The following is a 22,828-nucleotide window of genomic DNA, read 5'->3' as shown; positions in this document are numbered from 1 at the left end:
AGCAGGTCAGCGAGCAGGTCAGCGAGCAGGTCAGCGAGCAGGTCAGCGAGCAGGTCAGCGAGCAGGTCAGCGAGCAGGTCAGCGAGCAGGTCAGCCTAATCGGCGCGCAGCTTCGCCGGGTCAACTCCTGGACGACGGCTCAGGCCAAGGAGGAGATCGCCCGCGCCAAGCGCGTTTACGAGCAGCGGCGGCTCGTCGAGTGAGACCTGGACCTCTCGGCCCTGGCCGAGTTCATCACCATCGAAGGTCAGCCCACGCTCTACATCCCGGCGTCCCAGCGGAGGCGGCTCGACAACTCCTGCCACGGCTGAGAAAGCGCCCATGTGGTATCGCGACCGGCGTCCCCCCGTCTTAGGGACGGAGCGCCGGCCGCGGCCGCGTCGGTACTCGGAGCGCGTCTCATATTTCAGTGCCACGGCGGACTTCTTCACGAAGTCATCAGCGCCCTCAGCGAAGTGTAAGTCCAGGGGTTTCCAGTCAGGCATTCAGCTGTTGTCGGCGCCAGCCACGAGGCGTTGGAGGTCAGCTGTAACTACTCTGTATGTGGTGCCTATGCGGATGACCTTGCAGGGGAAGCGGTTCTCGCGGGCGAGCTGGTAGGCGCGGGTTCGGCCGAGGCCGAGGGCTCGGGCGGCCGTCTCGATGGTGGTGGTAGTTGGGAGAGCCGCCAACTCCTCATGGGTCATCGGTTCCATGCTCACGCCTCCTGAGTGTGCGCGCGGCGAGAGTCGAGGGGGACGCTTCGTTCGCTGACCGCAGGCGGTACGAGGAGTGTCGGGTCAGTGATCGGTCTCGGGAAGTCGTTGGCCGCCACTCTTACGCCAGCGTCGTCCTCGTACGTGTTGTCTTGGGTGGTCGGGGACGCCGCGCCTCTGCGGATGGGGCGGGAATGGACGGCATTGATGGTGGATTGTGCGTCGCTAAGGGCCGAGCAGAGAGCTTGGAGGAGGGGTCTTGCTTCGGCCAGAGCTCGACCGTGGCGGTCCAGAACGACAGCCAGGTCTTCACCGCGGTCGTGACCGAGGCGGTCGGCTTGGAGTTCTCGGAGGAAGAAGCGGTTGATCTGCTCGAGGAGCTGGTCGAGGCCGTAAGTGGCTGCGCTGAGGTTGCCGAGGATGGTGTAAGCGGTGGCGGGGAGGGTGAGGCTCGGAGGGCCGGCGGTGGCGTGATTGAGCTGGCGGACGTGTTCGTACAAGTTGGTCGCGAGACGTGTGGTCTCTTCGTCGTTACGAGCGGTCGAGGGAGCCTTCGTTTCGTCGGTCATGTGGGTGACTCCTTGTGGCGTTGGGGTACGTGCGCGGGCTGTGCTCGGCCATGGCTTCGCCTTCCTTGTGGGGTGGGATGAGGGTGCGCAGGCTCGTCATCTCGGACGCCGCACTGGCGCACATCTGCATATCGTTACGATTGTTTACGCTCCGTTAGTATGCGGTGGCGTCCATCGTTACGCCACGACCGGTACCGGTGTGGCGCCAACTTCTCTGGTCGCTACTGCGATGGGCGGCGAGGGGTGGTGCGCGCCGGCGGTGCAGGCGCGGGCCTGGTAGATCGGTGAGGGCGGTCTGCCTCTAGGTTGGGGAAGGGCAGGGGGAAGCCGGCAGCAGCGAGTCGCGCCGGGTTGTGCTCGGGTGTGTCGTTGGCCGGCGCCCGGAACAACGTCGGGTTTGTCGGCCGTGGGGTCGGTTGGCGGAGTCGGGTGAGCTGGGCAGCAGCCTTACGGGCTGCAGCTGCTTGGGCGAAGCGTTGCTGCGATTGCCGGTGCTCCGCGATCGCTTCGATAAGGGCAGCGAGCTGCACGATCAGATCGGAGAGGACGCCTGCGAGGCTCGGGCGATGACTGTGCGCCCCTCCGATCTGGGACAGAGCCAGAACCCGCGCAACCGTACGGAGGTTCGTGCCATAGGGCGTGGTGGGGGACTGGCGCCCGTAGGGTTCGCGAGCTGCTCGGTCATAGAAGTCGGCCGCGCGGGCGAGTTCCCGGTTGCCGGTGATGGCCGCGGTTACGTGGAGGACGTCGGAGGCCGCGGCGGCTAGGTCGGCGCGGACGGCAGGGTCATGGATGTGGCGCATCTGCCAGGTGGCTGTCGCGGCAGCTCTTGCGGCCTGCTGGTAGGCAGCATCTCGCTCCTGACGAGTCAGCTTCACTTGGCCCAATGAGCGCGGGTCGAAGTGCCTGCCTTCCTCAGGAGCCGACCAACGACAGCGGAGTTTGGGAAGGGTGAGGTCGGCGGCGAGCTTGCCACCGGAGAACCAGACCGGTTGACCATCTTGGTTGGTGTGACCGGGAAGCGCGGCCGCGTAGCCCGTGATCTCTCCGGGAGTGCGGACGCTCTCACGGACCTTGACCAGCACTCCAGCCTGCTCAAGGGCGACAAAGAAGTCGTCCTCGGTCTCAGCTCCGGCAGCTGCGGTGGCAACGCGCCGGCGGAGGGTACTGCGGGGCGGTTCCGACCAGTTCTTTCGGTGAGCGAGTTCCGTCTCGGCTCGGGTTGGTCGGGGCGCTGCTGTGCGGTCGGCGGGTGCGGTTGGGGTCAGGCCGTAGCGGTCTTCGACGATGTGGCAGGCATGGGCGACCTTGAAGTAGTCGCGACGAAGGTTCGGGTTGCGTCCATCCTCGCGGGCCAGGACGGCAACGAGATGGATGTGGTCCTCGGCATGGCGGACCGCGATCCAGCGGCATGCTCTATCAGCACCTCGCGGCGCCAACCCGGTCTGGTGCATGACCTCCTCAGCAATGTCGGCCCAGTCTTCATCCGACAGGCGTCGGTCCGCGGGCGCTGCCCTGATCGAGCACTGCCAGATCGGCAAGGCAAGCGGCGTATGACGAAGGGTGTCGAGCGGAGAGGTCAGGACTCCGACTAGATGCCGGTAGTCGCGGTCGCCTCTGACGTCCGTTCCGGGCTCCAGAGCTATGGGCAGGCGGAACCCTGCAACAAGGTGGGGATCGACGTGCTCGTTACGTTTCCCTGGTCCGTAGAGGTACGACAGCAGTCGGGCGAGGCTTTGGCCGCGTGTCACTTTCCCGATCAACGCAGCAGCCGACCTATCTCAACAGACGAGGCGTCCACCCTGCGAAGGACCTTCTCCAGATACGCTAACGAAGCGGAAAGTTCTTGAGGCGCCTGTCCCGTTGCGTTCGCTATTCGGGCCATCTGATTGATGTTCACACCGATACGGTTCAGCTGTCGCGCGATGCTGCGCAGTTCCTCACAGAGCGCCAGAGTCGGTTGCTGTCCGGACCCGTGCTGACGAGTGGCTGCCTGTACGGTGTGGACGATAAATGTTCCATAGGCGGCGCCCGCTCGATGGGCTGCCTCACAGATCTCCTTATATTCCTCGTCACTTACTCGGAATCTCATCTCCCGATCTCGTCGACGCCCTCCGGTGAGCTGCGAACGTCGTTGCAGCTTGCTCTCCCTGCTGACCTGTTCCTCGTCCGTGTTCCATCTCCTGCCGTGCTTGTCGGACCGCGCCCGGTCGACTCAGCAAAGCGACACGGTATGGATCATCCTGGAGTCCGTACCGTGTCGCGACACGGCCCTACCTTGCAGCCTCAAAGCAGGGTCGTCGGCGATTCTGCCAGCCAATGCTACATTCAATCGCAGAGCGCTAATCCCTGGCGAACGGTGTCGTTGAATACCAGGCGGTTCAGATCATCAATTGACAGGAGCAACGCTACAGGAGTTAGCGTGCAGAGAGTTTGCGACCCTTGCCTCCCTCGAGATTTTTATGGAGGTCGACCGGTCGATCACGGCAGGTTCGAGCGGTGAACCGATGCCGGTTTCGCAACGGCGATTGGAGGCAAGGGCAGCTCGCGTACAAGATGCCGCCGATGATGAGCCGCACCGGGCAACTCTCGCGTGGGAGGCGTTGATGCTGCGCCAACGATCGTCGCGCTCTGTCCCGGCTTCGTCCACTGCGCGGCGGATGGTCCGTCCGCAACTCGTCCGCCGCCGTCCGTCCGACGTCCGCCCGGCGGACGGCGGACGGTTCGTCCGCGCGGACAAACTGCGGACGGACCGTGGACAAGTGGGGACGGGCGGCGGACAAACGCGGACCAAACCCTTCCCCGTCGGCGGCACCTGTATCGCTCCCACTCAGCGAAACGGGAACTCAGGCCGTGCGATGATACGGCGACGGCCGCTTGGGACCAGGACGGTCTGGACAGGGCGACTGTTGACGGTGTTGAACTGCAAGCAGAAGTCTCCGCGGCCCTTGATGGAGGTCCGAGTCCTCCAGGCCGCCAACGATCACCGAGCTTTGTGTGCCGCGCGCCGCGAACCCGCTCGTCCGCGGACGGCGGACGGCGTGGTCGAATCCGATCGCCGTCCACTTCGGCAGCGGTTTGTATAGCTGATAGCGGCGTCAAGCCCCGCCGGTCCTGCTGCGAGAGTCCTGGTTGAGCACTCGACGGAGATCGGCGCCGCCTCAGCGCCTTTCGGTCCCCCGCCATGCCTCTCTCAGCAGGATGCGGCGGCAACCGGCAAGTAGGCAGCTGAGACGGCCGTGACGTCGGCGGCATGTCGCTACGTCAGCGGGCAGGGGCCAGCCGGCCGCAAAGTGTCCTTCCCCTCGGGGCGTGGAGACCTGAATCAGAGAGATGGTTGGGTCGTGGGAGACAAGAGACGCCGGTTCGATCCGGAATTCCGTGAGGGAGCGAAGCGGATCGTCAAGGAGACCGGCAAGCCCGTCGCGCAGGTCGCTCGGGGCCTGGAGATCAACCCCTACACGCTGCACAACTGGATGAAGGCCGACCGTGTGCGGGAGGCCGCGAGCGAGGCGTTGAGCGAGTCCGAGCGTGAGGAGTTGGCTCGGCGTCACTAGGTCTCACCACCAGGGTCGTGCGGCCGGTGATACCCGGGGACGTTCACACCGGCCGCACGATAAACCGGCCAGGATGGCCAGCAAAGGACGCGGAGCACGGGGCGGCGCGCGTCGCGATGGCCGTCTCACGTCACGACGCCATACCCTCTGACCAGGCCAAACTCATTAACAACATCCGTGGACGCAACCACTGCGAGCGCGGCTCGCGAGGACTGATCAACTGCAGTCCGCCCGCGGGACAACACCTGTTTGCACCGATTACGTCGGCATCGCGATGTATATATGGAATCTGGCTCGCCGGCGGCTGGGGGAGGCCTGGCATCTGAGTGTCTGCGGGGGCTTGCCACGCAGGGCCCGAGACCGGTAGTCATCTATGTGAGATTTCAACTGCCTAACTGGACATCAACTAGTGGAGTGCGAACGCTTCAGTGCGGGTCTCCGAGGTTGAGCAGAAGGGGGACTCGAGCGGTGCCTGATCGGTTCACCGTGGGCAAACTGGTCCAGTACCCGGGATCACCTGGAGTCGGAAGAATCGGTACGGTCGAGGGCCGACATGCGCGGGTCGAGTTCTTCGAATCGGTAGCCGCGCCTGTTGCCCATTCCGAGCAGGTGGCCCTCGCCGATTGCCGTGCAGTCGCTCTCGCTGCTGAGACGCGAGTCTACTGGAAGAATCCGGACACTGGTGACTGGCTCGCCGGACGAGTCACCGCCATGGTTGATGATCGCTGTTTCGTCCGATTTCCCAACGCTGTCTATGACCGTCCTGTCCCAGTGAACGAACTTCGGGTGCGGTGGGATCGGCCGATCGCCGATCCTGTCACGGTACTGACGGCGGGCGGGAACGAGTCTGCTTACTTTCATGAGGCCCGGATGCCGTTTCTCCGTGGCCTGGTGGCGCAACGTGCGGCCAGCGCAAACATCTCGGCCCTGTCCTCTTCCGCGGTGGAGTTCTTCTCCCATCAGGTTCATGCCGCACTGACAGTCCTGTCCGACCCGGTGCAGCGGTATCTACTCGCGGACGAGGTCGGGCTGGGGAAGAGCGTCCAAGCAGGCTTTGTCATCCGGCAGACGCTACTTGATCATCCCGAGGCATCGGTTTGTGTCGTGGTCCCGGAGGTTCTCCGGCGGCAATGGTGCCGGGAGTTGCACGACAAGTTCTTCATCGGGGACTTCCCGTCGGCCAGGGTGAAGGTCATGGCGCATGAAACTCCCGAGCGCTGGGCTGTCTACCACAAGAGTGATCTGGTGGTGGTCGACGAGGCGCACCGGCTGGTGCAGGCGAGCGGGCCCGAGGATCCCACCTATCAAGCGCTGGCGGATCTGGTGCACTCCTCACCCCGGTTGCTGCTGCTGTCGGCGACTCCGATCATGTCGCACCACACAACCCAACTCGGGCTGCTGCATCTACTCGATCCCGAGTTGTACCGGTGGAGCGACAGCAAGGCGTTCGAGCGCAAGTACCGGCTGCGGTCGCAACTGGCCAGAGAGGTTCACGCCCTCGACAGCGACTTCACCTATCTCCTGCCGTCAGCGATCGAGGACATCGGTGCGCTGCTGCCCGCGAGCGACCGCCGGTTCACCGAACTGAGCGGCAAGGTCCTCGAGCTCCTGGACGAGAACGACGAGTTGCGGCCCGACACCGACCCGGCGGAAATCAAGGTCCGGACCGAGGCACTCCGGGCGCACATCAGTGAGGCCTATCGGCTCCACCGGCGGGTTATCCGTCATCGGCGCCACACCGTCGCACGCGAAGACCCAGGCCCGCAGTTCCCGCTGTTCGAGGTGCGTGGCCGCCAAGAACCCCAGACCCTGGTGCTTGACGGTGCCGGCCACGCCGCGGCGGGAGATGCGCTGTCGCGGTGGCGGTCCCAAGTGTGGGACGCCCTCCTCAACGCGGGATTGGAAGGCCAGGCGCCCGAGTACGCAATGGCGCTGGCCGTCCTTGTCTCGCGCGCCTGTGTATCGCCGGAGGAGTTCGCTGCGGCCCTGGCCTGGCGGATCGAAGGTGACCAGAGGGCGGCGGACTGGGCCGGGCTGGACGCACGCGAGCGAGCACTGCTGCGCGAACCGGCGGTGCTGGAGGCCGACCGAGCGGCGTTGGCGGGATTGCGCGAGTTGCCCGGCGGGTTCTGCCTTGGGAAACGGCATCTCGATGATCTGATCGACACGATGCTCCCGGCCATCAAGTCCAGGCGCCGAGCAGTCATCTTCTGCGGGCCGGGGCGCCTTGCCGGGGCTCTGACTGAGCGCATGCGGCAGCGCTTCGGGAAACTGGCCGTGTACGAACACTCCCGCCAGGTGGATGCCGACGCCGCCGAGGAAGCGATGTCCGCCTGGTCGGTACCCATGAGCAAGCACCCCGGCAGCACGGTACTGGTCACCGACGACTCGGCCGAGGACGGGCTGAACCTCCAGGCGGCCGATGCCGCCGTGCATGTACGGCTGCCGTGGTCTCCCAACCAACTGGAACAGCGGCTCGGACGTGTCGATCGTTATCAGGCTCCGGGCAGCGGCCCTGCGGAACCCGCGCACCAGTACCTGATCGGAGACCCTGACGCGGAGGCCTCGTTCATACAGGCCTGGTCCGTTCTGCAGACGGACGGATTCAAGATCTTCACCGAGTCGGTCTCCACTCTCCAGGACGCGATCTCGGAGGGGCTCGTCGAGGTGTGGACCGCTGCGCTCGAGCAGGGGCCTGAGGGGCTGCTCGCGATGGCTGAGCCGGTGAAGAGCAATCTCGGGGCGGCACGCGATGAGATAGACAAGTTGGACATGCTCGAGGCCGTCCACGAGACCGCCACGGAGGCCCGGGAACTCACCGGGGCGTTGCTGGAGGTGGAGGCGGCCTGGCGTGAGATGCGCACGGCTATGTTCAGCTACGTCGCGGACAAGGGCGGCATCAAACTGCGCCATCACGACCGGACCGTGGCTGGCTGCGAACGGGAGGTCTTCGACCTCTGGCAGTCCCACCCGCTGCTCGACCCGCGCCGCTGGTTCGATGCCCGGTCGCGGGTCTCCCAGGAGATGGCGCAGGGTGCTTTCAACCGCTCGGCAGCGTTTCGGGCCCCGGGCACCCGGCTCTTGCGCCCGGGGAATCCGCTGGTCGACATACTCGCCGCAGCCATCTATCACGACGATCGCGGGCAGGCCTCGGCGTTCCGCAGGATCGATCCCGCCTATGAGGGGCCGGCGATCGCGTTCTTCGGCTTCGACTACCTGATCGAGGCAGATCTGTCTGGGGCGCTCAGCCTGGTCACCGATCAGGCCGGAGCGAGCCTGGCGCTGCGGCGGCAGGCCGACCAGTTGCTGCCACCGTTCACGCTCAGGACTTGGATCGAGGCGGGCACGCAGTCGCCCGTCACAAGCGCGTCGGTGACGGGCTGGCTTGAGCGGCCCTACGACAACAGACGCGACCGCAACTACAACGCAGAACGGATGTCGCACTTGCTGGAGGTGTTCGGAGGCTGGGCCGGTTACCGCACCGCCGCCGTCGACGCGGAACATCTCGCGCGTGCCCATCTGGCCGACGTGACTGATTTGGCTCGCAGGTGCGCCCGCGCCCAGGAGCGCTCTCGACAGCGAGTCGCGATCACGCTCGCCCAAGCACAGGCCCGACAGGACGCTGGTCATTTGGTCGGTGACACCGAGAGCCTGCTGACCGACGCGGCGGTGACCGACGCGCTGGTGGAGGGGTTGTCCCAGCCGACGGTGAAGGTGGTCGCCGCCACGTGCATCATCCGCACCGGGCGTGAGGCGGTACGACGTGTCGGCCAGTGACTGGGTCAAGGCCAAGCATCTCTTCGCGGAATGGCCCGACCGTCAGCGCTCCGACGATGCCAGCGGCACACTGCGCCGTTTGTCGGACGCGCTGGCGCAGGTTCAGGACGGCGGCGCCGGCTGGCGAGACATCGCAACGCTGACCAGGCAGGTGCTGTTGGAGGCTCATGCTCGCGGCAACGAGTCGCCGTTGACGGTACCCGCCGACCCTGCACTGCCGACGATCGAGCAGTGGTGGCTGGCCGGATGCCAGGCACGGCAACTGACACCTGGCATGATCACCGTGTCCGCACGCCTCTGGCATCCCGACGTGCCCGAGGGCCCGGCGGCCAAGGCTGCTGAAGCAGACCTCCGGCAGGTCTATCTCGGCCACAACTCCAGGCAGCGTCTCCGGCTGGAGGGTGTTCCAGGGGACCCTTTCTGGTCCGCCGCGGTGGACTATGAGCGTTACTACTCGGTCGGCCAGCGCCAAGCCGCACGCTCGGTGGTGCTGGCACCTGCGGGAAGCACCACGATCATCTGTCTTCCCACCGGGCATGGCAAGACCCCGGTGGCGCTGGCTCCGGTGCTGCTCGGCGGGCGGGGCCGCGGTGTTGCCGTGGTGGTCGTGCCCACGGTCGTGCTCGCCCTCGACATGGAACGCCGCGTCCGCGATCTTGTGGACAGGCAGGCCGTGAAAGCACCCACTGGCCGCTACGCATATACCGGCAACCTCCCCGAGGAGGTCAAGCGCCAACTCGTGGACGATATCCGTACCGGGCGCCAGCCGGTGGTGTTCACCGCGCCGGAGGCGGTGGCGAAAAGCCTGCGCAAGCCGCTGGACGATGCCGCCGAGGCGGGCCTGCTCAGCCACTTCATCATCGATGAAGCACACCTGGTCGAGCAGTGGGGCAACGAGTTTCGGCCCGAGTTCCAAACAATGGCCGGCCAACTGCGCGGCTGGCGGCGGCGGGCACCCGAAGGCCGGGAGCCGCGCGCGGTGGCCATGAGCGCCACCCTCACCAGCGCGCAAGTCGAAACCCTAAAGTTCCTGTTCGGTGGCCCCTTGGGAGCGGAGGTCGTCTGGGCCTCGCAGCTGCGCAGTGAGCCGAGTTACTACATCGGCTCGTTCGGCGATGAGCAGACCCGGCGGGCGAATGTGGTCCGGGCGCTGACTCTTCTGCCTAAACCGTCGATCCTGTATGTGACCAGGGTCGAGGACGCCCGGGAATGGGCCGCACACCTGCAAGATCTCGGGATGCGGCGGGTGACCGCTGTCACCGGCGGGTCCACCGACGACGAGCGGCAGAGCGCCATGGAAGGCTGGGCTGGTCGCAGCGCACAGGCACCGGCGCCTACTTACTACGACACCGTGATCGGTACCTCTGCTTTCGGTCTGGGAATCGACCTCGCCGATGTCCGCTCCGTGGTGCACGCATGCCTGCCCGAGACCGTGGACCGTTACTACCAGGAGGTCGGGCGCGGCGGACGCGACGGAAACCCGTCGGTGGCCTACATGGCCACTGCCCCACGGGATTTCCGCTTGGCGAGTGACCTCAACGCCCAGGCGATCCTCCGGCCGGAGACGGCGTGGGAGCGGTGGAGCGCCATGTTCCATCAGCGTCTGCGCCCCGATTCCGGCGGCATTTACCAGCTGAATCTCGGGTCGCTGCGAGCCAGCCTCGCGACGGGATACGAGACCAATCGCAAGTGGAACATCCATACGCTCAACCTCATGGTCAGGGCCAAGCTGATCGAATTGAGATCACCCGAGCCCCCTGCACCAACTGACGGGGAACCACCCGATGCCTGGCGTGTCCGGCTGCAGGACTATGTCGAGGCGCTGCCGGTCAGGGTCGATGTCCGGCTACTGGACGGCGGCACGAATGATCATCGGTACTTCACCGACAAGATCGCCGCGGCGAGGACGGGCATCCTGGACGCCCAGCGGGCCGCTTTGCAGCGGCTGCGCGAAGCGGTGAAGGGCAGCCGATGTGTCGCGGACGTTCTCGCCGATTATTACATCCTGCAGCGCTCGGCAGGATCGCTGCCGACCTCTGCCGCCTGCCGCGGGTGTCCTTATTGTCGTACTACCCGTGAACCGCCTGACAACGGCCATCTCTACACCGAACCGTGGCAGCCCGACCCCGACCTCGTGTCCTGGCCCGGCGTCCCCAGTGACCCACTGAATTCCTTCCGCGGGCAAGGTCAGACCAGTCTCAGCATCTATTGGGCCGGCGAGGACGAGTATCGAGATCTCGTCGCTGATCTGGTGACTCGTCTGTGTCGAAGGGGGATGTCCATCGTCGGTGGCGTTGGTCTCGACGCGGGCTTCCTCGCCCGCATCCAGCAGAACGCCGCGCCGCATCCCCTCATTTTCGACGCTGAGGAAGACCTCCTTGCGGGCTTCCCCGGTCCCCTCATCCAGGTGCTGGGCGGCCAGCAGATGAGTACCGCCGAGGCTGAACGTTTCTGGAGCACCGACATCACCTATTTTGTGCACGCTCGCCATCTCCAGCACCCCGGCAAGGCTGGCGCGCGCCTCGTCGACGTGCACGGCAGCAGCATTTCCGTCCGAACCGCCTTGAGGTCTCTGTAATGGCACTGATCAACGATCCGGCGTCGCGGCCTGCTCCGATGTGGGCGGTGGTGCGATTCCTGGCCGCCGAGAAGCGGCCTGTAGCCGCCGAACGCGCCAAGAATCTCCTGACGCCTCCCGGGCTGGTCGGGGACGACCACAAGATGTTCGAGTGGGCCGTCGACACGCTGAAGAGACTCCGGTTGGCGGAGGAGACACCCGAGGGATACCTGCGGCTCACCGGCCCCGCCGCCCATCTGGGTGTGGCCGACTACGGGGCGTTCACCGGTGTGCTACGCAACGCGGTGCTCGCCCCTGAACTCAACTCTGGGTTGGGAAACGACGATAGCCAGGTTGAGGCCCGTGACCTGACCCGAGCCTTGTGCTGGTTCCTGTCCCTGGACCCCACAGGGGAAAGCGTCGGCCTCGGTAACTATCCCCGGCTCCAACTGAACGTTCTCAGCCCGGTGGTCGGGAAAGCCATTGAGAACAACAACCGCTGGAACTACTTCAAGGTATGGGCCCCCGCGCTCGGATTGGGGGCGGCGGCGCTAACGGTCAGCGGTGACGCGAGCCACCTGGTGCCCGACTGCACGCAGGCCGTCAGGCAGGTGGCGCAAGCGCTCTGGAGAACTGCGGACACGGTGAGCGCCGTGGAGGTACTGGACAAGCTGCGGACCGCCTTGCCGGTGCTGCCCGGCGGTGCCTATTCGACCGCGGTCGGAGTGGCGTCCCTCGGTGACACCGTGGCTGGGCCCGCGCTCTCCTTCGCCCTGCTACGCGGGGCCGACGAGGGCTGGTGGAGTCTGAAACGCGACGCCGACGCCAGTCGCACCCTGAGGATCCACGATCCCGACCGCCCGTCCTCCCCTCTTTCCTGCAGTTCCATCACGATCTTCGAGGATCTCCATGGCTGACCTCCGCGGCCACCTGTGCTGGGCGCCTGAGACCGCCTCCGCGACCATCAACACCGAGGCGGTCAATCCGTCCCCGGCGGTGTTCCTGGCCACGCACACGCCGTTGCGCATCCGCCGGGCCCGAATTCAGGACCGCTCGCTGATCCCCATGGACGGCACTGCCGACGAGGGCACCGTCCTGGCTGACTTCCTGGAACGTCGATCAACCACAGGAGCACTGCTGATGCCGGTGGTGGGCGACACCGGCTCGGGAAAGTCCCACCTCGTGCGGTGGGTGAGGGAGAACATCCCCGTTTCCGGCGACCGCCAGGTCATCTACCTGGAGAAGACGCAGACCAGCCTCAAGGCGGTCGTGAATGCGCTTCTGGAAGGAGTGGACAGCGAGTCACTGAGCAAACTGCGAGCCGACATCGACTCCTTCAGCAGTGGGCTGGACGAGGTCGCGCTGGCCCGGCGGTTGATCAACGCGCTGAACGAGGCACTGGCGGCCACCTCACCCCGGGACTTGTCGGGTGCGAACCGGATTCTGGCGGGACCCCGCGGGCTCGCTGTACTCCTCCAGGACCCCCATATTCAGCAGTATCTGTTGGGGCCCGGCAAGTACGTCCCGCTGCTGGCCGCTCAACTACTACACGACCGTGACGCCGCCTCCCCCGAACGTCCCGCCGGTTTCACAGTGGACGACCTGCCGCTAAAGGTGAGGGAGATCGACAAGGCCGCTGAGGTCTCCAAAGCGCTACTCTCCAAACTGCTGTCCAAGCCGGACCTGCGTACCGCGGCCGTCGACCTGCTCAACCAGCATATCGAGACGGCGATCCAAAACGTCTCCAGCCTGGGCTCTGGCCGGTTGCAACAAGCGATGCTCCAGGTGCGGCAGGAGTATGCGCGCCAGGGCAAGGAAATCATCCTGCTGGTCGAGGATTTCGCCTTGGTCCAGGGCGTGCAGCGCGAGTTGCTCGACGCGCTGACCGAGCCCGCCGTTCGTGAGGGCACCATCCGGTACGCACACATGCGCACGATGATGGCGGTGACCACCGGCTACTTCACCGATCTTCCCGAGACGGTGATGAGTCGGGTGTCCGCGGCCACCACCGGATACCTCTACGACCTCGACCTGATCTTCAACCGGCAGGACGATGGCGCCGAGCAGATCGCCTCGTTCGTAGGCCGTTACCTCAACGCGGCACGGATCGGCCAGGATGAACTCGAGCGGTCCGGCGGACACCGTGTGCCCAACATCTGCGAGACATGCCCGGTCAGGAGCCCCTGCCACGACTCCTTCGGTCACAGCCCGGAAGGCCATGGCCTCTATCCCTTCAACCGGTCGGCGCTGCTGCGGATGGTCCATTCGGTGGCTCCGGCTAACCAACCCTGGGCCTTCGTCCCCCGTACAGTGCTCAGCAACGTCGTCCGCCGGGTCCTGGTCGATGATGCCGCCGAGATCAGCGCGTGTACCTTCCCTGATGCTGCTTTCAAGGAGCGTTTCCCACTCGGACCGGAAGATCCGCCATTGACCTCCGCGGTGTCGGAGCTCGTCAACAGCTACGATCAGATTGACCCCCAGCGCCGCAACACGTTGCTGGAGTTCTGGGGTGATGCTCCGGCCGACCCGGCTGAGTTGGATCCGGGCATCCTCGAGGCATTTGGACTACCTCCCTTGCCCGATGAGGCCAGTCAGCATCGTCCGGCGGGTCCGGAGCCCACTCCGTCCGCCAAGGGTAAGTCTCCAGCGGGGGAGAACACGCCCTCTCCGGCCCTGCGGCGCAAACTCGAGGCCATCGAGAACTGGGCCACCCGAAACCTTCCACTCCAGCAGGCCATCGCAGGTGAACTGCGTGCCCTTATCGGCGAGACGGTGTTCCGCCGCTACAACTGGTCGCAGCCACTCATGAAGGAGATAGGGAAGACAGAAGCCGCCTCGCGTGCCTGGCCCAACAACTCCATCGTGGTCTCCATCGAGGGGGCGGGTGGCGAAAACCTGCCCGGGACGGCCGCCGCCCCCATCAAGTTCAAGCGCAACACCCTCAACAGCCAGTTCTTTCAGAGCCTGCTGCTCGCCAAGTACAACTCGGGCGTCCCCAGATCCGAGGACATCCGCCGGCTGGCCCGCTTCGCCGACACCAAGGCCACGGATCTGGCAGCCAGGCTCCAGCAGAGCTTTGAGACCTCTGACGCCGACCTCACCACAGGGTTGCGAGCCGCACTTATTGGCGCGGCGCTCGCGGGGAAGGCCTGGCCCGGCATGGACGACGCCGACTTGCTCAGCGCCGCACTGCACGACGGCCGCGGCTGGACGCGCGGCGACCACACCATCCGCACCGCTCAATGGCGCCAACTGTTGGAGCATCATCTGAACCAGCGCAAGACCCTCGTGGAAGGACTCCGTGCCGGCCTCGGCTTGTCGCAAGGAATCGGGGCCGTACAGATGATCGACGCGGCCCGAGCCCTCCCGTTGCTGCGGCAAGCGGCCTCCAACTGGACCTGGCGCTCACCGGGGCAGGTTCCCGAGTGGGTGAAGCGTGCGGTCACGGGCTTTGCGACCTGGGAGGAGCGCATCGACGAGCAGAACACCGAGTTGGCAGCCACGCTCGGCAGGGTCCGCCGGCACCTGCCACGAGAAACCAGCGGGCGAGACAGTGTCGAAGCCGTTCAGGCGGCGCTGAAGGAAGCGGACAAGGTCGGTCTGTCCCCCACCGGAGCCCAGCAGAGGGACCGCCTGGATGCGCTCATCGCCGAAGCCGCCAATGCCGACTGGCAGGTTGTTTCGGCCCTAGAGCGGGACCTGAACAAGATCTCCTCAGCCGAGGCTGACCATGCAACGGCGGTGCGGGTCCATGCGGCCGTCCGGGATCGCGGTGCGTCGCTTTCCGCCATTGAGGCGTTCCTCACCGGGGCGGACCAGTGGCTGACCACCGCGCTGGGCGACGCCGGCGCTCGAAGCGACCTTGCCGGTGACGCCGCCGCCAGGGATGTGCAGACGGTGCTCGATGAATGGGCCGCGTTGAGCGAGGGGAAGAACGACGATGGCTGACGGATATTCCGTACTCGACAAGGCCCTGCAATTGCAGGGCGAGGCCCGCCGACTAGATCTTGGACGCAAGGACGTCCAGCAAGCCGAACGCATCGCCGAACGCGTCCACACACTCCGCGCCGCGCTCGGCGAACTGCGCGGCAGAGCCGACCTGGCCCGCACCCTCTCACAGCGGACCGGTGCCCGCATCGACCTGTCGGGGCTGAGCAACGGACAGCGGGAACTCGCTCGCAAGGCCGCGGGCGGACTCCCGAGCAACAGCGCATTCAACACCGCCCGCCAGAAGATCAAAGAGTCGAGCGACGGGCTCCTGGCCGAGATCCTGGACGTCTGGCGGACCTGGACGGCGCAGCGGCTGGATCGGCTTCCTCTGAACAGGATCGCGATGCTCGACGGGACCCAGCAGAAGGCGGCGCGTTCTACCCTCAGCAACCTCCGGACCTGCGCGCGCTCCGCCAACCTCACCTCCACCGACATCGTCATGTTCGTCACGCAATACGAGGGCCTGGAAGCTCAACTGGAGCAGGCCCAGGACGCGCCCCCGGCCCTGCTCGACTTGCTAAACCGTCTGAACACGGCCCCCTTGGCGCTGCGGGAGGTGAGCGACGAACAGATCGCGTTGCTGCGCCGCTACTCGATGGACGTTGAGATCGAATTGCGCAGGAGGAACTCGTGACACTAGGCCTGCACCCGCGCTTGGCCAGTCACCTGCTGGATCGGCTGGAAGACCTCGAACTCCCGCTGTTGGCATGGGGAGTCACTGCCGGCGCCCTGTCCAAGGACGAAGTTCTGGAGGTGATCTTCGAATCTCTTCTCGACCACCCGGACGCCCCGCAGAATGCCACCCCAGAAGACGTCCTGGGCAGGCTGATCGACATGGCGCTTCTGCACCCCGTCCCGGATTCGTCGCCCTCGCGGTATCGGACACGATTCGCCGAGGCGCTGCGGCTCACCACCCAACTGCGACAACTCTTTCCCTGGCATCTCGACGCCGACGGCACCTCGAACCGCTGGTGGACACGTGGGCACCGCCTCGTCGCTGACTATCGACTGCACACCGCCGCGCGCCGGTACCCACGTCGGGACATCTGCGCGGCCGACGCGCTGGCAGCGTTCCGGCAAATCCCGCAATGGGGCCCGGTTCACGAACACACGGCCGCCGCACAGATCGGCGATCGGAGCCTCGCCCGGTTCCAGGTGGCGGCAACGCAGACGGTCCTCGGCTCCCTCACCCGCGGGCGGTCGGCGGGCGTGATCGTCGGTGCGGGCACTGGCAGCGGCAAGACGCTCGCGTTCTACCTACCCGCCATGGCCGTCATGGCCGAGCAGGCCCGCCCTGGGCACTCCCGCGTTCACACGCTGGCCCTGTATCCGCGGACAGAACTGCTGCGCGACCAGCTACGCGAGGCCCTGGCCAGCACGCAGGCGGTCGAGTCCGTTCTGAGGCGGGACGGTCGGCGCCCCCTGCGCATCGGTGTCCTCTACGCGGACACCCCGCGAACTCCGCAGGAACTCGACGATTCGGGCCCAAGGCAGACCGCGGCAGCGCGGCGATGGCATCGGCGCAGCGATGGGGTGATCTGCCCGTTCCTGACCTGCCCGCAATGCTCCGACGGTGAACTGCTCTGGAACACGGCCGACCGGAAGGCCGGTTCGGAACGGCTGGTCTGCCTGGGCTGTAGGAAGGTCGTTCCGCCAGGCCGCCTCGCACTGACCCGCCGATCGCTTCAGGACGACCCACCGGATCTGCTGTTCACCACGACCGAGATGCTCAACCGGAACGGCTCAAACCCGTGGCTGGGCCGTCTGCTGGGCTGGTCGGGGTCGCACCCCCCGTCGCTGGTCCTGCTCGACGAGGTGCATACCTACGCCGGTCCGCAGGGCGCCCAGGTTGCCCTGCTCCTGCGACGATGGCGGCATGCGGTACGCAAGCCCGTCACCTTCGTCGGCCTGAGTGCCACGCTCAAGGACGCCGGCCCGTTCTTCGCCCAGCTCACCGGACTGCCCGGCAACGCGATCGAATATATCGAACCGGCCCCTTCCGACCTGGAGGAGGAGGGCCGGGAATACGCGATCGCGCTGCGCGGGGATCCGGTCTCAGGCGCGAGCCTGCTGTCCACGTCAATCCAGACCGCGATGCTCTTCGGCCGGATGCTAGATCCGCAACGTCAGCCATCCCTGTTCGGTTCAACCGGTTTCCTGTTCACCGACGACCTGGACGTCACCAACCGCTTTTATGACGACCTGCGCGACGCCGAAGGCGGTCAGTCACGTGGCGGAATCCGGCTAGGCTCGCGACGCGGGAAGGTGGTGGCGGGACTGCGCTCCCCAGACCTGCCCCAGCAGTCGGCACGCTATGACGACGGGCAATCCTGGGACCTCGCTGAGAGAATCGGGCATCACCTCGATCCGGACCTGGTAACCGGGGCTTTGCAGATCGGCCGTACCTCCTCCCAGGACACCGGCGTCGACCCGAACGCCCAGTTGACCGTCGTGACCTCCGCCGTGGAGGTGGGGTTTAACGACCCTCGCGTCGGCCTGGTGCTCCAGCACAAGGCACCCCACAACCCGGCCTCCTTCATCCAGCGCAGGGGCCGGGCGGGCCGCAGCCGCGGCACCCGCCCGCTCACCATCGTCACGCTGTCGGACTTCGGCCGCGACCGCCTGAGCTACCAGGGCTACGAGACGCTCTTCGCGCCCGAACTCACCGCGCGGAGCCTCCCGATTCACAACAGGTACGTCCTGAAAATTCAGGCGACCCAGTCGCTGATGGACTGGCTCGGCCGTGACCTACGGCGCGTGCATCCCCGACAGGATCCCCGCGTGCTGCTCACCGCCCCCAGGCGCCAACTGACGGCCGTGCAAGTGCAGGCCGGTCACTGGCTCGCTGACCGGCTGGAGCGGCTCCTGTCCGACAGCGCCCTGCAGGACAGGCTGGCCCGCCATCTTCAGGCGGCACTGCAGGTCAGCTCGGACGAGGCCCAGGCTCTGCTGTGGGACCAGCCTCGTTCGCTGCTACTCGCCGTGGTTCCCACCGCGCTGCGCAGGCTGCGCAGCGAGTGGAAGCCGCTGCGCGACGATCCGGGAGCCGTAGCCGGGGAACTGCTCCCCGAGTTCGTGACGCGTTCGCTGTTCGCGGCGCTCAACCTTCCTGAGGTCGAGTTCGACCTGCCGTTCGAGACCGGAAACGACGACGAACTGCTGCCCGTCGCCAGAGCGCTCAATGAAGCCGTCCCGGGCCGGGTGAGCAAACGCTACGGCTACCGGCGCGACGAGCACCGCACCTGGATGCCCGCTCCCGAGGACGGCGACCAACTCGAACTCGACCAGGCACTCATTCCCCGATCCCAAGAAGAGGGGACCTGGCACCCGCTCGGCGCTGATCCTGCCGGCTTGCTGGTTCTGCGGCCCTTCCGGATGCGGCTTCACCAACCCCCCAAGGAGGTGGCGAGCCGCTCCCAAGGCACCCCCCGATGGGGCACACAGATCGTCGTGCCCGACGAGGCCACACTCGGTGATCAAGAGGTTAACGGGGCCGCCCCGTGGCAGTGGAACCTGCGCATCGGCTTCGCCACGCACGCCACCGGCAACCCGATCGAGATTCGCCGGATGACCCACGGGGCCGACTGCGAGGTGGTACGCGGGCGTTCCAGCGACCGCAGGCGCATCCGCTACACCCTCGAAGGTCGGCCTGCCGCCCTGGGATTCAGCCTCCGGGTCGACGCGGTCCGTATCGGGCTGGGCCCACTCGACCTGACCGCTCCCCGCATTAAGGAATATTTGGCCTCTCCCCAATGGCGGTCCCAGGCGTTCTTCCATGCGGTGGCCGAGGACGAGACCCTCGCCGAGGCAGCCAACGTCTTCAAGCGCGACTGGCTCGCCCTGGTCTATCTCACCGCCTTCGCCCTCGCCGGACTGGACGGCAACACCACCCCTGAGCAGATCCGGATAGCGCTGTCCGGTGGTTCCTGGCGCGACGATCTCGCGACGATCCTTGGCGTGCTCTACCGCGAGGACGAGGCCGCCGAAAGCCAGGCCACAGCCCGCCTGGTCGCCGACCTGATCGAACTCAGCCACGACGACAGGGTGATCAGCGCACTCGACCGGGCAGGGCAGCTCCTTACCGCCCCGGACGTGGCCGACCTCACTCGGGAGCAGGCTCGCCGCGCCTACCGCGACACCTTCGCCGCCGCCGTGCTCGCCGCCGCGCTACGGGTCTGCCCCGACGCGCAGGAAAGGGACCTGATCGTCGACATCGTCCCAGGAACCGGTCCCGGCTCGGCCGACACGATTTGGCTGTCGGAGACCTCGATCGGTGGGCTCGGCGTGATCGAACAACTAGCCCGCTCCTACGCCACGGCCCCAACACGCTTCTGGTCACTGGTCGCCGGTGCCCTGCGGCCGAACGATTACGAGTACATCGACGCGACCGTCACCCGGCTCTTGCGGCACATCGTGTTCGAAGAACCCGCCGGTACCGCGGCGGCCGCCGTCGAGCGGATACGCAACTCGCCCTCGGCCGCCGAAGCCGACCACGCCCTGGGTGCCCTGCGGGCCGCCTGGGCCGAACTCGACGGAACCCCACGCCATGGCGCGGTCGCCACCGTCTCGACCCGGCTGTTGCGCCCTGGAAGCAACCGGGAAACCGACGAGAGTGCCCTGCGGATCCTGGACTCCTGGGCCGGCCTGGAGAGTCGGCTCGGAATCGAGATCGATGCCCGCGTGATCGCCTACGCGGTCGGCTCCGGGCGCCTTCAGGTAGGTGCCGGTCCTCTGAAGGCCGACCAGGCATTCAGCATGATGTGGCCGCGCGGTGCGCAGGCACGCAACCACCATCTGCAGCACTACCAACCGTACCTGGGCGCCAAGGCATTTCTCGACCGGCTGCTGGTGGAGGCCGCCCATGACGAGCGGCTACCACGGATTGAGGTGACCGAATCCGGTTGGGAACAGCAGTACAAGAAGGTCATGGCCGAAACCGGGGCCGCCGACCTCTCGTGCCCAGCGGGTGACCGCCGCGCCCTGAGTGATGCTCTGGCCAAGGTCCCGGCGATCCGGGTGGACCGTGACGTGCTTCGGGTCCACGGTGAGGTCGAGCATGTCACCCGAGCCGCGAACCAGTACATCGCAAGAGTGGTCCTGCGGGAGGCAGAGCTGTGACGGATCGGGAGCGCACCCTGCGCACCGGCAGCCGGATGGGGCTGCGAGCAGATTCCATTCTCGGAGCCGCCCTGCTGTCGGAACTCGTCCACCCCGGGCCGGTGCTCTGGCTGGTGTCAAGCTGGATCACCGACGTTGAAGTGCTCGACAACGGGCATGGCGCGTTCGATGCGCTGCTGGGCGACGACCCGCCCGCCACGTGCAGGCTGTCGCAAATACTGGGCTCAATCGGCGCGGCGGGGGCGGACGTGCACGTGGTGACCAGGCCCACCCCGCATAATCAGGCCTTCATCGACCGGCTCCGCACCACCGTCCACAGCCAGCGGCTTCGGTTGACGCTCGATCCCAAGGTCCACGAGAAAACTCTGTGCGGCCGCGATTGGATGCTCAGCGGATCCATGAATTTCACCATAAGCGGGCTCGGCGACAACGAGGAATCAGTGACCTACCGCGTCGGTGATCCGGCCGTCGCCCAGGCACGGCTGGATTTCGCCGCACGATGGAAGGACCAGGTGTGACCGGCCAGAACCCTCCTCCGACCACGCCGGACAACGAGAGCGCCCGCGTTGAGGTCTTGCTCGAACGCTTCTTCGGGGCCGGCAATGACGCCGCTCAATGGGGCGAGTTGATCAGGCCGTTCGTCGACACACTGCGCAGTTCAGCGGACGCCCCGATCGTGCTGCCCCGCTTCCACGCGGACACCCGCGATTTCGCAATGTACGTCATCACCCGGTCTCCCACCGAACTCGTCCAGGCACGAGAGTTGGTCAGGGCATTCGTGGGACCCACCTACAGCACCGGCGGCGACACGATTCCGGCGGCTCTCGACTCCGAGGACCCTATCGACGCCGCAGTGATCGACTTCGCCGGTCCGCAAAGCACATTGGTCATCCGGACCAGTTCGCACCAGCATTACCGGCCGAAGTTGCGCGTGGCGTTGCAGTTGATGCAGAGCACGGCCGCCAGCCGGCCGGCCAGATCCTGGACAGTGATCAGGCCGCTCGGCCGACTGCTCGCCGAGTTCGATGCGTCGCTGGCCGCCGGCGGCGTTGCGTCCTCGAATTCAGCCCTAGAACAGGTCATCGCCCGCGGCGGGATCAGTGCCACCAACCTTGCGCATCTACGTATTAAGCGGTTCGACCGGCTGGGTCTGGGGCGGGACCTGCTGGCATTGAACGGCCTTGCCGAAGTCATGCGCCAAGATCCGCCGCGGCCCGTCACCGAAGCGGTCCTCAACGCCGTGCACAGCACGGCGTTGGACGAGCCGTTGAGCCAGGGCGACATCCCCGGTGCTTGCGACCGGCTTCGCGAGATCAACCTCCCTCTGCCCATCAAGGCCGATGTCGGCTTCTACAGCGACGAAGCCGTCACCGTCATGCTCACGACGGCAGTGGGACGAGGTGATCTCTCACAGCTTGCCCGCCTGGTCACGGCGTTGCGCCAGGACGACCGCCAGGACTCGGTGCCCGACATTGTGTGGCAAAAGGCCACCATCCTGGTGCAACCCCAGAGCCCTCACCCGCCCCTTCCCCAGGAGGCAAAGCCCGGCGCAACGCCGCCGATTCCCGCTCCGGAATCGACCCCAGATTTTGGCGAGCCCTCCCAGTTGGAGTCCTGGGGCGAACTCTTCAAGAGTCTCGCCGCTCCCGGCCCCTCACATCGGGCCGCACTCGACGCCCTCCGCCACGAGGTATGGAGGGACTGGCCTCCTCTGCCGGATTCCGACGAAGAACTCTCGCACGCACTCGCGGCCTTCGACGACACCGCCTGGAACCGGGCATGGGCGGCCGTCGGGGCAATCATCGAAGTGATCGGCAGCGCCGACACTGCCCCCGGCACGGTCCGCGAGTTCATCACCTACGCGCTCACTTTCAACAAGTTCTCGGCCGCCGACCTGGTCACGCTCCAGGCACTCACCGAGATCTTCCTGCGCGCCCGTCCAGTCGCCGACGCCTACCGTTCGCTGCTCGAGGAGTTGCGAGACAGTTGCCCCCAATGGGTCTCCCCGGAGAACGCCGACCCGGCCCTGGATCTCGCCGACCGACTGGTACTTGCCGCCTGCCCCGATAACAACGCTCGGCTGGGCCTCGCAGTCGCACTATTCACTCCGCTACACCGCTATCAGGGCCGCCTAGACGACTCCATCCTGCCCTTCGCGCGGCAACTTTCCGATGAACTGGACCTCCCCCTCGACTGGCCACAGGAGGAACCTGCCGAGGAAGACGACGGTCTCGGCGACTTGGCCGGACGCTCCCTGCTGCTGTACTCCCTCGACGAGGCGGTTCTGGATCGTGCCTCAAGAGCGTTGCAACAGCAGGCCCCAGACCTCAAGATCGCCCTTTCCTTCGACAAAGTGGGCAATCCATCACTCAGAGAGAAGGCACGGCGCGCCGATGTGATCGCCCTCGCTACAAGATGCGCCACTCACGCCGCAACCGGATTCATCACCACACACGCCAAGGCTTCCGAAATCACCTACGCGGACGGAAGCGGCTCGGCATCGCTTCTACGCGCAGCGACGAACGGCCTCAAGGCGCTACAGCAGCGGGTGTAGCCACCACATGC

14 protein-coding genes are annotated in these 22,828 nt (G+C 66.2%); 10 read left to right on the top strand and 4 right to left on the bottom strand.

Annotated elements, in window-relative coordinates; translation table 11 throughout:
• Nucleotides 1–203, top strand: a 203-nt coding sequence (locus AB0C84_RS14985) for a hypothetical protein (RefSeq protein ID WP_361065747.1), incomplete at its 5' end; no start/stop codon positions are given.
• A 282-nt stretch (nt 204–485) separates the two neighbouring features.
• Here AB0C84_RS14985 and AB0C84_RS14980 read toward each other — a convergent pair.
• From AB0C84_RS14980 to AB0C84_RS14965, 4 genes are all read right to left on the bottom strand, one after another.
• Nucleotides 486–695: a DNA-binding protein gene (locus tag AB0C84_RS14980; protein WP_361065744.1), complete on the bottom strand. Its 210-nt coding sequence runs from the start codon at nt 693–695 to the stop codon at nt 486–488.
• Nucleotides 696–697: 2 nt separating this feature from the next.
• Nucleotides 698–1,264, bottom strand: a complete 567-nt coding sequence (locus AB0C84_RS14975; protein ID WP_361065741.1) for a hypothetical protein — start codon at nt 1,262–1,264, stop codon at nt 698–700.
• A 221-nt stretch (nt 1,265–1,485) separates the two neighbouring features.
• Entirely contained in the window at nt 1,486–3,027 is a 1,542-nt protein-coding gene (locus AB0C84_RS14970) for a hypothetical protein (RefSeq protein WP_361065739.1), read from the bottom strand.
• Nucleotides 3,024–3,356 (bottom strand): MobC family plasmid mobilization relaxosome protein, encoded by a 333-nt coding sequence (locus AB0C84_RS14965; RefSeq protein WP_089310674.1) that lies wholly within the window; start codon nt 3,354–3,356, stop codon nt 3,024–3,026. The genes AB0C84_RS14970 and AB0C84_RS14965 overlap by 4 nt, the downstream gene beginning before the upstream one ends.
• 1,252 nt (nt 3,357–4,608) lie before the next feature.
• Between AB0C84_RS14965 and AB0C84_RS14960 the strand changes: the two genes are divergently transcribed.
• The 9 genes from AB0C84_RS14960 to dpdD all read left to right on the top strand — a co-directional run bounded on the left by AB0C84_RS14960 (nt 4,609) and on the right by dpdD (nt 22,817).
• The gene (locus tag AB0C84_RS14960; protein ID WP_143226954.1) at nt 4,609–4,821 is read left to right on the top strand and encodes a transposase; all 213 of its coding nucleotides are present in this window, start codon (nt 4,609–4,611) and stop codon (nt 4,819–4,821) included.
• 282 nt (nt 4,822–5,103) lie between these two features.
• Nucleotides 5,104–8,598, top strand: a complete 3,495-nt coding sequence (gene dpdE / locus AB0C84_RS14955; RefSeq protein ID WP_361065734.1) for a protein DpdE — start codon at nt 5,104–5,106, stop codon at nt 8,596–8,598.
• Nucleotides 8,585–11,176 (top strand): protein DpdF, encoded by a 2,592-nt coding sequence (dpdF, locus tag AB0C84_RS14950; protein ID WP_361065731.1) that lies wholly within the window; start codon nt 8,585–8,587, stop codon nt 11,174–11,176. The genes dpdE and dpdF overlap by 14 nt, the downstream gene beginning before the upstream one ends.
• The gene (gene dpdG, locus AB0C84_RS14945; protein WP_361065728.1) at nt 11,176–12,072 is read left to right on the top strand and encodes a protein DpdG; all 897 of its coding nucleotides are present in this window, start codon (nt 11,176–11,178) and stop codon (nt 12,070–12,072) included. Before dpdF ends, dpdG begins: the two co-directional genes overlap by 1 nt.
• The gene (dpdH, locus tag AB0C84_RS14940; protein ID WP_361065725.1) at nt 12,065–15,103 is read left to right on the top strand and encodes a protein DpdH; all 3,039 of its coding nucleotides are present in this window, start codon (nt 12,065–12,067) and stop codon (nt 15,101–15,103) included. The genes dpdG and dpdH overlap by 8 nt, the downstream gene beginning before the upstream one ends.
• A complete protein-coding gene (locus tag AB0C84_RS14935; RefSeq protein ID WP_089310679.1) occupies nt 15,096–15,779 on the top strand; it encodes a hypothetical protein in 684 nt (227 codons plus the stop codon). The genes dpdH and AB0C84_RS14935 overlap by 8 nt, the downstream gene beginning before the upstream one ends.
• Nucleotides 15,776–20,263 carry a protein DpdJ gene (gene dpdJ / locus AB0C84_RS14930; RefSeq protein ID WP_361065721.1) on the top strand — a complete coding sequence of 1,496 codons (4,488 nt, stop codon included), beginning with the start codon at nt 15,776–15,778 and terminating at the stop codon, nt 20,261–20,263. Before AB0C84_RS14935 ends, dpdJ begins: the two co-directional genes overlap by 4 nt.
• Nucleotides 20,260–20,781, top strand: coding sequence for a phospholipase D-like domain-containing protein DpdK (gene dpdK / locus AB0C84_RS14925; protein WP_218825957.1), 522 nt, complete (start codon nt 20,260–20,262; stop codon nt 20,779–20,781). The genes dpdJ and dpdK overlap by 4 nt, the downstream gene beginning before the upstream one ends.
• Nucleotides 20,778–22,817 carry a protein DpdD gene (gene dpdD / locus AB0C84_RS14920; protein WP_361065717.1) on the top strand — a complete coding sequence of 680 codons (2,040 nt, stop codon included), beginning with the start codon at nt 20,778–20,780 and terminating at the stop codon, nt 22,815–22,817. The genes dpdK and dpdD overlap by 4 nt, the downstream gene beginning before the upstream one ends.
• Nucleotides 22,818–22,828: the final 11 nt, after the last annotated feature.

The organism is Actinomadura sp. NPDC048955 (assembly GCF_040649435.1).
In the GTDB taxonomy this organism is placed as follows: Bacteria; Actinomycetota; Actinomycetes; order Streptosporangiales; family Streptosporangiaceae; genus Spirillospora; species Spirillospora luteofluorescens.
This window is presented reverse-complemented; position numbering and strand designations above follow the sequence as displayed.

Excerpts from the sequence above, each read along its gene's own strand:
- AB0C84_RS14980 (WP_361065744.1), bottom strand. The coding sequence starts at position 695 with ATGGAACCGATGACCCATGAGGAGTTGGCGGCTCTCCCAACTACCACC.
- AB0C84_RS14975 (WP_361065741.1), bottom strand. The coding sequence starts at position 1,264 with ATGACCGACGAAACGAAGGCTCCCTCGACCGCTCGTAACGACGAAGAG.
- AB0C84_RS14965 (WP_089310674.1), bottom strand. The coding sequence starts at position 3,356 with ATGAGATTCCGAGTAAGTGACGAGGAATATAAGGAGATCTGTGAGGCA.
- dpdE (WP_361065734.1), top strand. The coding sequence starts at position 5,104 with ATGGAATCTGGCTCGCCGGCGGCTGGGGGAGGCCTGGCATCTGAGTGT.
- dpdG (WP_361065728.1), top strand. The coding sequence starts at position 11,176 with ATGGCACTGATCAACGATCCGGCGTCGCGGCCTGCTCCGATGTGGGCG.
- dpdH (WP_361065725.1), top strand. The coding sequence starts at position 12,065 with ATGGCTGACCTCCGCGGCCACCTGTGCTGGGCGCCTGAGACCGCCTCC.
- AB0C84_RS14935 (WP_089310679.1), top strand. The coding sequence starts at position 15,096 with ATGGCTGACGGATATTCCGTACTCGACAAGGCCCTGCAATTGCAGGGC.